Annotated in this window: 13 protein-coding genes; 11 read left to right on the plus strand and 2 right to left on the minus strand. The window is 38.3% G+C overall.

The window, feature by feature from the left end; genetic code table 11:
* Positions 1-5: 5 nt before the first annotated feature.
* The 9 genes from JCM9152_RS10835 (at position 6) to JCM9152_RS10875 (ending at position 8109) form a co-directional block, all read left to right on the plus strand.
* Positions 6-1160 (plus strand): endonuclease Q family protein, encoded by a 1155-nt coding sequence (locus JCM9152_RS10835; protein ID WP_035344100.1) that lies wholly within the window; start codon positions 6-8, stop codon positions 1158-1160.
* 68 nt (positions 1161-1228) lie between these two features.
* The gene (gene spoIIM, locus JCM9152_RS10840) at positions 1229-1870 is read left to right on the plus strand and encodes a stage II sporulation protein M (protein WP_439644205.1); all 642 of its coding nucleotides are present in this window, start codon (positions 1229-1231) and stop codon (positions 1868-1870) included.
* 122 nt (positions 1871-1992) lie between these two features.
* Positions 1993-2466, plus strand: coding sequence for a ferric iron uptake transcriptional regulator (gene fur, locus JCM9152_RS10845; RefSeq protein ID WP_035344104.1), 474 nt, complete (start codon positions 1993-1995; stop codon positions 2464-2466).
* A gap of 133 nt (positions 2467-2599) precedes the next feature.
* Positions 2600-2827 (plus strand): YqzK family protein, encoded by a 228-nt coding sequence (locus JCM9152_RS10850; protein ID WP_035344106.1) that lies wholly within the window; start codon positions 2600-2602, stop codon positions 2825-2827.
* Positions 2828-2856: 29 nt separating this feature from the next.
* On the plus strand, positions 2857-3747 hold the full coding sequence (xerD, locus tag JCM9152_RS10855) for a site-specific tyrosine recombinase XerD (RefSeq protein WP_035344109.1): 891 nt from the start codon (positions 2857-2859) through the stop codon (positions 3745-3747).
* A gap of 169 nt (positions 3748-3916) precedes the next feature.
* Entirely contained in the window at positions 3917-5098 is a 1182-nt protein-coding gene (gene deoB, locus JCM9152_RS10860) for a phosphopentomutase (RefSeq protein WP_035344111.1), read from the plus strand.
* A 32-nt stretch (positions 5099-5130) separates the two neighbouring features.
* Positions 5131-5946 (plus strand): purine-nucleoside phosphorylase, encoded by an 816-nt coding sequence (locus JCM9152_RS10865; protein ID WP_035344113.1) that lies wholly within the window; start codon positions 5131-5133, stop codon positions 5944-5946.
* 13 nt (positions 5947-5959) lie between these two features.
* Positions 5960-6787: a purine-nucleoside phosphorylase gene (locus JCM9152_RS10870; protein ID WP_035344115.1), complete on the plus strand. Its 828-nt coding sequence runs from the start codon at positions 5960-5962 to the stop codon at positions 6785-6787.
* 20 nt (positions 6788-6807) lie between these two features.
* Positions 6808-8109, plus strand: coding sequence for a pyrimidine-nucleoside phosphorylase (locus JCM9152_RS10875; protein WP_035344117.1), 1302 nt, complete (start codon positions 6808-6810; stop codon positions 8107-8109).
* Between the two features lie 264 nt (positions 8110-8373).
* Here JCM9152_RS10875 and JCM9152_RS10880 read toward each other — a convergent pair whose 3' ends face one another.
* Positions 8374-9510: an acyl-CoA dehydrogenase family protein gene (locus tag JCM9152_RS10880; protein WP_035344119.1), complete on the minus strand. Its 1137-nt coding sequence runs from the start codon at positions 9508-9510 to the stop codon at positions 8374-8376.
* Between the two features lie 92 nt (positions 9511-9602).
* Positions 9603-10790 (minus strand): ROK family protein, encoded by a 1188-nt coding sequence (locus JCM9152_RS10885; RefSeq protein ID WP_369384554.1) that lies wholly within the window; start codon positions 10788-10790, stop codon positions 9603-9605.
* Between the two features lie 338 nt (positions 10791-11128).
* On the opposite strand from JCM9152_RS10885, the gene xylA reads away from it, so the two are divergent.
* Positions 11129-12445 (plus strand): xylose isomerase, encoded by a 1317-nt coding sequence (gene xylA / locus JCM9152_RS10890; protein ID WP_035344123.1) that lies wholly within the window; start codon positions 11129-11131, stop codon positions 12443-12445.
* Positions 12446-12521: 76 nt separating this feature from the next.
* Positions 12522-14021: a xylulokinase gene (xylB, locus tag JCM9152_RS10895; protein ID WP_035344125.1), complete on the plus strand. Its 1500-nt coding sequence runs from the start codon at positions 12522-12524 to the stop codon at positions 14019-14021.
* Positions 14022-14027: the final 6 nt, after the last annotated feature.

Consider the following 14027-nt stretch of genomic DNA (forward strand, 5'->3'; position numbering starts at 1 on the left):
CTTTTGTGAATCATTATGTAACGGATCTACATATTCATATTGGTCGGACACGATCAAATGCAGCGGTGAAAATCACCGCTGCTTCGTCGTTAACATTGGAGAATATAATCTATTATGCTGAGCATGTGAAAGGAATCGATGTCATAGGGGTAATTGATAGCCATGTTAGCGAAATTCTTGATCAGATTGAAGAACAAATTCTTAGTGGAGAGGCATATGAACGCGCGGATGGAGGTATTCAATTTTCAAACGTGACACTTCTATTAGGCACGGAAATAGAAATTTATGATGAGAATTGTCATGGCCCTATTCATGTCATTGCTTATTTACCCACACTTGAAAAGATGAGAACGTTTTCTAATTGGTTGTCAAAACGAATGAAAAACGCTACTTTAAGCTCACAACGAATTTATGAGAAGGCCGTGACACTTCAAGAAACAGTTCAAGAACTACAAGGTTTGTTTGTACCAGCACATATTTTTACTCCGTTTAAAAGTCTGTACGGAAAAGGAGTAAAAAGTAGCTTGACGGAAGTATTTAAACCTTCACTAATTGATGCGGTTGAATTAGGCTTGAGCAGTGATACGGCAATGGCTGAGCAAGTGACAGAGCTACAATCTTATCCTTTTCTGACGAATTCAGATGCTCATTCCTTGGAGAAAATGGCTAGGGAATATCAAATCATTCAGATGAAGGAGCCAAGCTTTTCAGAGTTACGATTAGCGTTAAAAGAAGTTGATGGACGTAAGATTGTTGCTAATTATGGATTAGACCCTTTGCTTGGGAAATATTATCAAACAATATGTGCGAATTGCTTGCAACCAATGACGGGAAGAAGATGCCTTATATGCCATAGTGAGTCGATTATAAAAGGGGTCTCAGAACGAATTAAAGAGTTATCATTAGGTCAATCAAAGGTTTCACGTCCTTCATATGTCCATCAAATCCCTTTAGAATTTATCCCAAAAGTAGGTAGAAAAACATTAAATCGATTAAGAGCTGCATTTGGTACAGATATGAATGTGATTCACAATGCTTCACGAAAAGAGCTTGAGCAAGTGGTTTCACCGAAAATAGTAGACTCTATTATTCAAGCTCGAACGAGTGATTTAGTTATTCGTGCAGGTGGTGGAGGTCGCTTTGGAAAGATAATAGAATAAAAAAGTTTTACGTCATAGATTCTCCTTTTTACTCATAGAGTGTAGTAAGTGTAAAAGGGAGGATGGTTATGATGAGGTATGGTCTTCGTGAAATGATCTCGATGCACCTCGAAGAAAATCGAACGATGTATGTGTTTACAACGGTCTTGTTTTTAATGGGAATTGTATTTGGTGCTATTATAGTCAATAGTTTGAGCTTAACACAAAAGCACGATTTATATATGTACGTTAATCAATTTTTTGGACATGTTACCGAGGGGGAACTGGCTCAATCATCAACGATCTTTTCACAAAGCTATGCACATTATGCCAAATACTTTGGTCTTATGTGGATACTCGGGTTATCAATAATTGGTTTACCTGTTATTCTCGTTTTACTTTTTTTAAAGGGTGTTGTTGTCGGGTTTACAGTTGGATTTTTAGTGAACCAAATGGGAATGACAGGTTTTTTAATTTCATTTGTGTCAATCATGCCACAAAACTTTATATTAGTGCCAGCTTTTATTATTGTAGGGACAGCTAGTATTTCTTTTTGTTTAAAAATGATTCGACAGCAGTTTATGAAAAGAACGAACTTGCCGATTTTTCCTCAGTTTATGAAATATACGTTATTGATCCTATGTGTAGGTGCAATGCTTTCATTCGCATCAGCTTTTGAAGCATATGTGTCTCCTGTATTAATGAGGTTAATTATTTCAAATCCAATGTAGTAATAAATATAAAATTATAGCAATTATAATTTTATAAATAAGAATTGTTATCAATTGACACTCTTTTTTTGAATGATTATAATAAGAGGAGGTTTTAAGGGTTTGAGAGGGGGAAGATAACGATGGAGAAACGACTTGAACGGATAAAAAAGCATCTACACTCACAGAGCTATAAACTAACACCTCAACGTGAAGCAACTGTTCGTGTCTTGCTTGAACATGAAGAGGATCACTTGAGTGCAGAAGATGTGTACCTCCTCGTTAAAGAAAAGTCACCTGAAATAGGGTTAGCTACAGTTTATCGTACATTAGAATTATTAGCAGAGCTAAAGATTGTTGATAAAATTAACTTTGGAGATGGTGTTTCTCGCTTTGATCTTCGCCAAGAGGGTGCTGATCATTTTCATCATCACCTTGTGTGTATTGAATGTGGAGCTGTAGATGAAATTCAAGAGGATTTATTAGGGGATGTTGAAGAAATTGTTGAACGTGACTGGAATTTTAAAATTAAAGATCATCGTTTAACGTTTCATGGCATTTGTCATAGGTGCCATGATCCTGAGGAAACGGATGCGAACGAAGAGGGAAAGAGCTGACTTTATATAGATTCAGCTCTTTTTAACTGTTAATAATTTATAGATTTTTTGAATAGCTGTATTTACTAGTATAATTCCTTCTTATTTTGGCATAGCTTGTAACAGGAACCTTTTGTACGAGGAGATGAATGAGATGAGGTCATGGTTACAAGCGGTCATACAAACGTTAAAAGTATTTATTCTTTTTATGGGATGCACCTTATTGTTCTATTATGGTATTCTATGGGTAAGTCAAGAATATGAGAGTTATCATCGTTATGATGAGCCGGAAGGAAAGGCTGTTAAGGTCTTTCAATCGGAGGAAGGTCATGTCTCAAGTTTTTTTGAGAGGTTAAGGTTCTTCTATCAAGAAGGGGAATAACATCTTAGTTATGATAGGAGCGATATCATTTGGATAACGTAATAGCTCAATTTCTTCATTATATACAGGTGGAAAGAGGACTAGCTAATAATACGATTCTCTCATATAAGCGGGATTTATCACAATACGTTCATTACATGGAGAAAGTAGAGAAGATATCTAGCTTAAATCAAATTAATCGACAACACATTGTTTATTATTTATATGAATTAAAGGAAAAAGGACGAGCCGAAACAACGATAGCTCGTACGATTGCGTCCATTCGTGCATTACATCAATATGCCTTGCGAGAGAAGCAATCTGATCAAGATCCATCTGTCCACTTAGATATTCCAAAAGCGGTGAAAAAATTACCGAAAGTCCTTTCTACTACTGAGGTCGAAGCTCTATTAGAAGCTCCAAAGGGGAATGATGTCTTTTCCATTCGCAACCGAGCCTTATTAGAGACATTATATGCTACTGGAATGAGGGTTTCGGAGCTCATTCGCTTAACCGTTACAGATACACATTTATCAATGGGCTTCGTTCGTTGTGTCGGAAAAGGAAATAAGGAGCGAATTATACCATTAGGGAGTGCTGCAACTGCTGCGTTACAAGTCTATTTTGAGAAGAGTAGATTACAATTAATGAAAAAGAAACGTCATGATTTTGTATTTGTTAATTTACATGGAAATCCTTTAAGTAGACAAGGATTTTGGAAAGTTCTCAAACAATTAACTGAGAGTGCAAATATTCAAAAGGAACTTACACCACATACACTACGGCATTCATTTGCAACTCACTTACTTGAGAATGGGGCTGATTTACGTGCCGTACAGGAAATGCTTGGACATGCCGATATTTCTACAACCCAAATTTATACACATGTAACGAAAAATAGAATGAAAGATGTGTATACGAAATATCATCCAAGAGCATAAAGGATCATAAGCTAAACGAATATTCGTAGTTTAGCTTAATCTGCACAAATAGGTTGTCAGACATCAGACGATAATAATTAGTTGTTATGAAAAGTAGTGTTTGAATTGAGTTTTTTACCTTTATTAGGGTATGTTAGTAAATATAAGATTGAAGAAGGGGGAAATCTATTTGTCAAATTATACATTTAAGCGAGTGTTTTTAGTTGTATTAGATTCCGTCGGAATTGGCGAAGCTCCTGATGCTCATTTATTTGGTGATGAAGGGTCACATACGTTAGGTCACATTGCAGAAAAAATGAATGGATTACATATGCCGAATATGGCGAAGCTTGGTTTAGCACACATTAGAGAAATACAAGGAATAAATAAAGTCAAATCACCCTTGGCGCATTATGGTTTAATGCAGGAAGCATCAAGTGGTAAGGATACGATGACGGGACATTGGGAGTTAATGGGGCTTCATATTAAAGAGCCGTTTCGAGTGTTTCCTGAAGGATTTCCTCCTCAGCTTGTTGAACAATTAGAACGAGCGTGGGGACGAGAAATGATTGGAAACAAAGTAGCCTCAGGTACAGAAATTATTGCAGAATTAGGTGCAGAACATGTAAAGACAGGAAAGCTCATCGTCTATACATCTGCAGATTCTGTATTACAAGTGGCTGCCCATGAGGACGTTGTACCGATTGAAGAATTGTACGAAATTTGTGAAAAGGCACGAGCCATTACACTTGATCCGCAATATATGGTTGGTCGAATAATAGCTCGTCCTTTTATTGGAGAAAACGGCCAATGGGAACGAACGCCTAATCGTCATGACTATGCACTTAAGCCGTTTGCTCGTACGGTTATGAACGAGTTGGAAGATGCTGGTTTTGATTCGATTGCGATCGGGAAAATTTCTGATATTTACGATGGTGAAGGAATAACGAAGTCAGTACGGACCATATCCAATGATGATGGGATGAAAAAACTCGTTGACTCAATGAAAGAGTCATTTACTGGATTAAGTTTTGTGAACTTAGTTGATTTTGATGCGAAATATGGCCATCGACGTGATCCGATTGGATATGGACAAGCTTTAGAAGCGTATGATCAACAATTAGCTGAAGTGATCGAACACGTAACCGAGGATGATTTGTTAATCATTACAGCGGATCACGGCAATGATCCGACTTATTCTGGTACGGATCATACTCGTGAACTCGTGCCATTACTCGTTTACTCGAAAAGACAAAAGCGAGGAAGTCATTTAGGTACACGCGAAACATTTGCAGATGTCGGTGCGACGATTGCTGACAATTTTAACATTACAATGCCAAAATACGGTACTAGCTTTTTGTCAGAACTATGAATGTTGAAGAATATATGTTAGGAGTGAACAAATTGGGCAAAGAAAGTATTGGACGAGCAACACAATTTCTAAAAGACAAAGTGAATGATAGTCCTACAATTGGACTAATCTTAGGGTCAGGATTAGGAGTACTTGCAGATGAAATTGAAGAAGCAACAGAAGTCCCTTATAGTTCGATTCCGGATTTTCCAGTATCGACTGTGTCAGGGCATGCAGGGAAGCTCGTATTTGGAAAGCTACAAAATAAAAATGTCGTAGCTATGCAAGGGCGTTTTCATATATATGAAGGGTATCAAGCGCATGAAGTGACACTTCCAGTTAGAGTGATGAAGCAGCTCGGTGTCAAACAGTTAATCGTGACAAACGCTGCTGGCGGTGTGAATAAATCCTTTGAACCAGGACATTTAATGTTAATAAAAGATCAGATAAATCAAATGAATCAAAATCCATTAATCGGACCGAATGATGAAGAGTTTGGCCCTAGATTTCCCGACATGTCAAATGCGTATTGCGACCAGTTACGTCATATTGCCCGTGAGCAAGCAAAGAAGTTAGATCTTACGTTGCAAGAAGGGGTTTATGTTGCCAATAGTGGTCCTTCTTATGAAACACCTGCCGAAGTTCGTATGATACGTGAACTTGGCGGAGATGCCGTTGGAATGTCCACTGTACCTGAGGTTATCGTTGCTCGTCATATTGGACTTGAAGTACTTGGTATAACGTGCATTTCGAATATGGCAGCCGGAATTCTACCGCAGCCGTTAACACATGAAGAAGTCATCGAAACGACGGAAAAAGTGAAGGAAGATTTTTTAGCATTAGTAAAAGCAATTGTACATTCAATGTAGAGGAGATGTTGAAATGACGACATTATTAGAAGCCATTAACGAATCAACGGAATTTATTCAAGCAAAAATGAAACATACACCCAAAATTGGACTTATACTTGGTTCAGGATTAGGTGAGCTAGCGAACGAAGTGGAAAATCCAATCCGTATTAATTATAAGGATATTCCGCATTTTCCTGTCTCAACAGTTGAAGGACATGCTGGACAGCTAGTGATAGGATCATTAGAGGGACAAGATGTCATCGCTATGCAAGGTCGTTTTCATTATTATGAAGGCTATACGATGCAGGAAGTGACGTTTCCAGTTAGAGTAATGAAAGCATTAGGTGTGGAACTTTTACTCGTTACGAATGCGTGTGGTGGAATGAACAAAAGCTTTTCACCTGGGGATTTAATGGTTATAACGAATCATTTAAATATGACTGGTGATAATCCATTAATTGGTACTAACTTTGAGGAGTTGGGTCCCCGTTTTCCAGATATGAGTCATGCTTACACACCTGAACTTGTTACATTTGTTGAAAAGACGGCTAAGTCATTAGACATTCAAATTCAAAAGGGTGTGTATGCTGGTGTAACAGGTCCGACTTATATGAGTGGAGCCGAATTAATAATGCTACGTAAGCTAGGTGGAGATGTAATCGGGATGTCTACTGTACCTGAGGTCATTGTTGCTAGACACGCAAGCATGAAAGTAATTGGTATATCATGTATTACAGATATGGCGATAGGTGAAGAAATTCAAGGGATTACCCATGAAGAAGTCGTTGAAGTCGCTAATAAAACGAAACCGATCTTTATTAAATTAGTTCGTGAGCTAGTAGCAAAAGTTGAACTGTAGAGTAGAGGATGTGATCGTTCATGCGCATGGTTGATATCATTGCTAAGAAACGAGACGGAGAAGAATTAGAAAAGGCAGAAATTCGGTATGTGATTAATGAATATACGAATGGTTTGATTCCTGACTATCAAATGTCTGCATTTGCGATGGCCATCTATTTTCAAGATATGACAATGAAAGAGCGAGCTGAGTTAACGTTGGCGATGGTTGAGACGGGTGATCGAGTTGATCTTTCTGAAATAGAAGGGATCAAAGTAGATAAGCATTCTACAGGTGGTGTTGGCGATAAAACAACGATCGCCTTAGCACCACTTGTCGCTGCTGTAGGAGTTCCAGTTGCTAAGATGTCTGGTCGAGGGCTTGGTCATACAGGGGGGACAATCGATAAGCTAGAATCGATTCCTCATTTTTCTGTTGAAATGGAGCCATCTGAATTTATTGCCTTAGTTAATCGAAATAAACTGGCAGTAGTAGGACAAACAGGCAATTTGGCCCCGGCAGATAAGAAATTATATGCACTGCGAGATGTAACAGCATCGGTCAATTCGATACCTTTAATTGCAAGTTCCATTATGAGTAAGAAAATTGCATCAGGTGCTGATGCCATTGTGCTTGATGTGAAAACAGGTAGCGGTGCATTTATGAAGGACTATGACCAGGCTCGAGAATTAGCGGAGGCAATGGTGGAAATTGGCGAGCAACTCGGTAGAAGAACGACGGCTATTATTTCTGACATGAGTCAACCTTTAGGGTATACAGTTGGTAATTCGCTAGAAGTCAAGGAAGCGATTGATCTATTAAAAGGCGAAGGGCCTAACGATTTATATGAGCTATGTATGAGACTGGGAAGTCAGATGGTATATGCAGCGAACAAGGCTAAGTCTTTAGAGGAAGCGCGAGAGATGCTAGATGAAGTGATTGAAAATGGAGAAGCTCTAAATACGTTAAAAAGGTTTATTGAGTCACAAAAGGGTGACCCATCTATTGTTGATGATCCTTCAAAATTACCTACTGCTAATAAGCTCGTGCAAGTTGTTTCTCCATATACTGGTTATGTAAAAACAATTGATGCAGAACAAATTGGGATAGCAGCGATGCAACTAGGAGCGGGGAGAGCGACAAAAGAATCAAGAATTGATCTTGCAGTAGGAATAGAGTTACATAAGAAGCTTGGTGATCATGTTAAACAAGGTGATTATTTAGCGACATTGCATGTCAATGATCGTTCTTTTGAACAAGTCGTACAAATGGTTGAGAACGCCTATGGTTTTTCCGATAAAAAAATACTACCACCGAATCTTATTTATGAAGAACTTATTTAAGTCTTGGTGTTTTTGAAAATAAAAGAACAAATCCAGCCTGTCGACAGGTTTTGTGTTTAGAATTTGCCACAATTTAGCACTTCGATCACGCTACCGGGATGAGGGCACGTACCTGCAGGAGTCGATCCCCATCCCGGCCGCTTTGATTAGTACGAAAACAGGAATGACCTTCTCTTTAAAAAGAGATAGATGACCGTTTTTTGCCAGTATTATAAATGAAAATAAGACTGGAGTGAATGGGCAGTAGCTGCTAACGAGTAGAAATTACTCTTCATGCAGTTGAGCGTGAGCAAGTAATTGTATCGTTCGATCATCCATTGGAGGATTATGAATACCTGCTCTAACATCACGATAGTATCGTTGTAGCTTGTTAGTGTTGTATAGACTGTGAGCACCAACTACTCTCATCGCTCGATCAACAATCTTCTGAGCAGAGTTGACGACATGAAATTTAACGACTCCTAATTCTCCCTGCATCGACATTCGCTCCTCATCGGTAGCATGATCCCATTTTGAAGAAACGCCATAAAGTAAGTGACGTGCTTGAATTAAATCAGCTTCATTCTCTCCAACTTTAGTTTGAACGGCGGGTATATGTTTAATCGGCCCATTTAAACTGTTTGGAGAATAGCTTTTGGCAAATTGAATAGCTTCATTTTGCGCTGCTTGCGCAATCCCCAAATAGCAAGCTGGAATATGTAAGAGCCAACCTGAAGGGCTCTTTTGTCCAGGCGTAAATGTTTCAACATAATAATGGGGAGGTACCTCGACGTCCTTTAAAATAAGGTCATGGCTGGCTGTTCCTCGCATACCGAGTGTATCCCATGTTTCATCAATAGAAATACCATTAAATTCTTTCTTAATGAGAAAGTTACCGACTTCACCTGTTTCGAGTGTAGCTGAAACAAGAACATAGTCTAGTGCTGGAGCCATTGAGGTGAAGCTTTTTCGTCCAGAAATAAGCCAACCACTTTCAGTTTGGACCGCTTTTGTTGTAGGTTTACCACCCCTTGTAGGGCTACCTGTTTCCGGTTCCGTTGCAGCTGCATTTAATAGTGCGCCTTTGTTGATAATATCCCTTACTACTTCATCTAATGTTTCTTCCGGCCAATTTTTATCATGTAGTTCTGATGTAATACCAATATGCCAACCGATTGATAAACTAGTTGAGCCATCAGCAATAGCGATGATCTCTTGCAGTTCTAGCCATTCAGTCAATGTCAATCCTTGCCCTCCTATTGATGTGTGTAAACTTAAAGAAGGGTAGCCAATCTCTTGTAACTCATTTATATTTTTAAAGGGAAATGTTTTTTTCTCATCATGTTCTTTCGCACGATTAGCAAATTTAGCACGATTTCTCGTAATCGTTTTTTTCGTTCTTCTTGAACTAAATGGTGTAATAACATTGTTTCAACTCCTACTGTTTCCTTTTACTTATCTTACCATAAGTTATAGGAATCACGAAGGAAAGAGGTACAAGGGCACTAGTCTAATTAGCTGAATTCTCTCAAAAAACTAAGTCCTTCTTTCGGACGAATAAAGGCTTCACATACAAAAGCAGCCATTCCTAGAGCTGTTGAATGTGTGGCCAATGTTGAAAAATGAATGTGTAGATTTGCCTGTTGAAATTGATAGCGATTTTGATTCGTTACTTCTTCAATTGGCTCTTGTAAAAAAGGCTCTAAACTAGCAAGACGATTTCCGATGATGATTTCATCAGGGTTGAATGTGTTCATAATTGAATTAATGCCATACCCTAAATATAAACCTATTTCATGAATGATCGTAAGGGCACGTTTGTCTTTTTCGTTGGCATATTTAATGAGATCTTCTAAATCTATTTGATCTTGTTGATAGACTTTTTTCGCTTCTTTAAGTAATGCTCGTTCAGAAGCGTATAATTCCCAACATCCCTTGTTCCCACAAACACACTTACGACCACCTGCTTGTATGGTAGTGTGTCCCATCTCTCCAGAAAAACCATTAATCCCACGGTACATCTGATTATTTAGAATGATTCCAACTCCGATACCTGTTCCTGCACTAATATAAATCACATTTTCGCTTTGTTTTGCTGCACCAAACTTCTTTTCACCATATGCACCTCCGTTCGCTTCGTTATCAATAATAACAGGGAGGTCATAGGTAGCTTCTAACTCTTGTTTTAACTCAATACTTTTCCAGTGGAGGTTCGGTGCATGAACAATCATTCCACTATTATTAACAATACCCGGGACACCTACGCCAATTCCGACAATACCATATGGACTATCAGGAGCTTTTTCCATTAATTCTTTTATGATTGAATGAAAATTAGAAAGAACGACAGAATAATGATTATCGGCTAATTTAATGGTTTGTTCGACTATAATTTCACCTTGTAAATCGGTAAGCACAGCAAGAAGTCGGTTAACTTGAAGATCTATACCAATAGCAAAGCCTGCTTTTTGGTTGAAGTGTAACATGACAGGGCGTCTACCGCCGCTAGATTCACCTGGTCCCGATTCAAATATAAGCTCTTCTTCAATTAACTCGTTAACTAAAGAGGAAACCGTTCCTTTATTTAATCCTGATTTTTGAGAGATGCTTGCTCTTGACACTGGTGTTTCAGATATAATTGTTTGTAGAACAAGCGATTTATTGCTTACTTTAACTAGTTGTTGATTCATCGATTGGTTCATCATTTCATCACCTTTACGCGAGGCTGGGACAACAGTGTTTTAATAATGAGAATCTGAACAAATGCACGCGATGAAAATAAATCGCTCCGATATATACTTTGCTCAATTCGTACAATATTTAGATTCCTAACTAAACACATTCGTTATGTTCTAGCCACTTTTCCTTTCTTATATTTTGACATATGAGCGTATTTAGAACAATTTCTATTTTTCAGTATAAACTTAGTTTATCCAATAGACAAACAAAGTTTTGTGTGCTATGATCAATTTATTCAAACAAGTAGCAATAGTGAAAGCGTTCGCATTGTTATTTGATCTTATTTTAGGAGGAATGGTTCATGAGTTATTTTAAAAATGTTTCAAACATTCAATTTGAAGGTGCTCAGTCTAAAAATGATTTTGCGTTTAAGCATTACAATCCAAATGAAATAATCCAAGGGCAAAAAATGGAAGATTTAATGCGTTTTTCAGTTGCATACTGGCATACGTTCACAGGTGATGGAGGAGATCCATTTGGAGCTGGAACGGCAGTTCGTCCTTGGGATCATTTAAGTGGAATGGATTTAGCAAAGGCTCGAGTAGAAGCTGCATTTGAATTCTTCGAAAAGCTAGGTGTACCGTATTTCTGTTTCCATGATTTTGATGTGGCACCAGAGGCGGATACATTAAAAGAAACGAATAAAAATCTTGATGAAATCATTGCTATGATTCAAGATTACATGAAAACAAGCAAAGTGAAGCTACTTTGGAACACGGCTAATATGTTCACACATCCTCGTTATGTTGGAGGGGCTGCTACTTCAAATAATGCTGATGTCGTTGCTTATGCAGCGGCAAAAGTTAAAAAAGGTTTGGAAGTTGCAAAAGAACTAGGCTCAGAAAACTATGTATTCTGGGGTGGACGTGAAGGTTACGAAACATTACTTAATACAGATATGAAGTTAGAGCTTGATAATTTAGGACGCTTTTTCCACTTAGCTGTTGATTATGCAAAGGAAATTGGTTTTGATGGACAATTTTTAATCGAACCTAAACCTAAAGAGCCGACGACTCATCAATATGATTTTGATGTAGCAACAGGAATTGGTTTCTTAAAAACGTATGATCTTGATAAACACTTCAAATTTAATATTGAAGCGAATCATGCCACGCTTGCAGGACATACATTTGAGCATGAGCTACGCTTAGCTCGAGTAAATGGTCTTCTAGGTTCCGTTGATGCGAACCAAGGTGATACATTACTAGGGTGGGATACAGATGAATTCCCAACAGACCTTTATTCGACAACACTTGCTATGTATGAGATTTTGAAAAATGACGGATTAGGTTCTGGTGGATTGAACTTTGATGCGAAAGTTAGACGTGGATCGATTGATACTGACGATTTATTCCACTCTCACATTGCCGGAATGGATGCCTTTGCGATTGGTGCAAAAGTAGCTAATCAGTTAATTGAAGACAAAGTATTTGAAACGATTCTTGCAGATCGATACGAGTCTTTCAATGATGGAATTGGCCGAGATTTCGTTGAAGGAAAAGCAGATTTCCATAAGCTTGAAGAATATGCATTAGGATTAGAACCAATTCAAAATAAATCAGGTCGTCAAGAAAAGATTAAGGCTGTTCTAAATCAATATATCTTGAACGTTAAGTAAGGAAGAAAGGGGCTGTCCAATGGGAAACGTATACCAAATGGACAGCCTTTTCAAGCATAAAAGGGAGGAAGAATAAATGAGCTATGTAGTAGGTGTAGACTTAGGGACAAGTGCTGTTAAAGTATTATTAATGAATAGAAAAGGCAATGTAGTAGCTGAATATTCTGAATCGTACCCATTGATTCAAGTGAAGTCAGGCTATAGTGAACAAGATCCAGAGCAGTGGGTAGAGAAAACAACGAATGTTTTGTCTCAACTAGTGAAGGAAAATCCAGAAGAAGCGGCGAAGATAGAAGGGATTAGTTTCTCTGGGCAAATGCACGGACTTGTCTTATTAAATGAAAGTCATGAAGTCATTCGTCCGGCTATTTTATGGAATGACACACGTACAACGAAGCAATGTCAGGATATTTATAACATTGTCGGAAAGGAACAAGTTCTTTCATTAACGAAAAATCCAGCATTAGAAGGATTCACATTGCCGAAGATCTTATGGGTAAAAGAGAACGAACCTGAAAATTTGGCAGAAACAGCTGTTTTCCTACTTCCAAAAGACTATTTACGTTTTAGACTAACAGGTCAGTTGCACAGCGAATACTCTGATGCTGCAGGTACATTGCTTTTAGATATTCAAAAGAAAGAATGGAGTTCTGAAATTGCCAAAAAGCTTGATATTGATTTAGCCATTTGTCCACCATTAGTTGAATCACATGAATGTGTGGGGACGATTACCGCAGATTTTGCTTTTGATAGTGGTTTACCACAATCGACTAAGGTGTTTGCAGGTGGTGCTGATAATGCGTGTGGAGCGATTGGCTCTGGAATACTGGCAGAAGGAAAAACGATGTGTAGTATCGGTACATCCGGAGTTGTTCTTTCATATGAGGATAACGGTGAGAAGGAATTTGGTGGGAAAGTCCATTACTTTAACCATGGTCAAGAAAATACCTTTTATACGATGGGCGTCACATTAACGGCAGGTCATAGTTTAAGCTGGTTTAAGGATGTATTTGCTAAAGACGAACCATTTGAACAATTAACGGCAAACATTGATCAAGTTCCACCAGGTGCTAACGGACTGCTGTTTACACCATATTTAGGTGGTGAGCGTACACCACATGCAGATTCGAGTATCCGTGCTAGCTTCATCGGAATGGATGCTTCACATAAAAGGGTTGATTTTGTTCGTGCTGTTTTGGAAGGAATTACGTTCTCGCTTAATGAATCGATCGAATTATTTCGTGATGCAGGTAAGCAAATTGATACGGTGTTATCAATTGGTGGTGGCGCGAAAAATGAAACTTGGTTACAAATGCAAGCGGATATTTTTAATACGAAGGTGGAACGACTAGAAACGGAGCAAGGTCCTGGTGTTGGTGCAGCTATGCTTGCGGCATATGGTTGTGGTTGGTATGATAAACTTGCAGACTGTGCGGATGAATGGCTGGAAGTGAAACAAACGTATGAACCAAATCAAGAACGCGTGGAAGCATATAAGCAATTGTTTGCCATATATCAAAGTGTTTATACACAGACTAAAACATTAAATGAACAATTAGTGAGCTTCCGCAAATAAGAAGAT

The sequence above is a fragment of the Halalkalibacter hemicellulosilyticusJCM 9152 genome, from assembly GCF_000513115.1.
GTDB classification, from domain to species: Bacteria; Bacillota; Bacilli; order Bacillales; family Bacillaceae_D; genus Halalkalibacter; species Halalkalibacter hemicellulosilyticus.

Excerpts from the sequence above, each read along its gene's own strand:
- JCM9152_RS10870 (WP_035344115.1), top strand. The coding sequence starts at position 5,960 with ATGACGACATTATTAGAAGCCATTAACGAATCAACGGAATTTATTCAA.
- fur (WP_035344104.1), top strand. The coding sequence starts at position 1,993 with ATGGAGAAACGACTTGAACGGATAAAAAAGCATCTACACTCACAGAGC.
- xylA (WP_035344123.1), top strand. The coding sequence starts at position 11,129 with ATGAGTTATTTTAAAAATGTTTCAAACATTCAATTTGAAGGTGCTCAG.
- spoIIM (WP_439644205.1), top strand. The coding sequence starts at position 1,229 with ATGATGAGGTATGGTCTTCGTGAAATGATCTCGATGCACCTCGAAGAA.
- xylB (WP_035344125.1), top strand. The coding sequence starts at position 12,522 with ATGAGCTATGTAGTAGGTGTAGACTTAGGGACAAGTGCTGTTAAAGTA.
- JCM9152_RS10875 (WP_035344117.1), top strand. The coding sequence starts at position 6,808 with ATGCGCATGGTTGATATCATTGCTAAGAAACGAGACGGAGAAGAATTA.
- JCM9152_RS10885 (WP_369384554.1), bottom strand. The coding sequence starts at position 10,790 with ATGAACCAATCGATGAATCAACAACTAGTTAAAGTAAGCAATAAATCG.
- JCM9152_RS10850 (WP_035344106.1), top strand. The coding sequence starts at position 2,600 with ATGAGGTCATGGTTACAAGCGGTCATACAAACGTTAAAAGTATTTATT.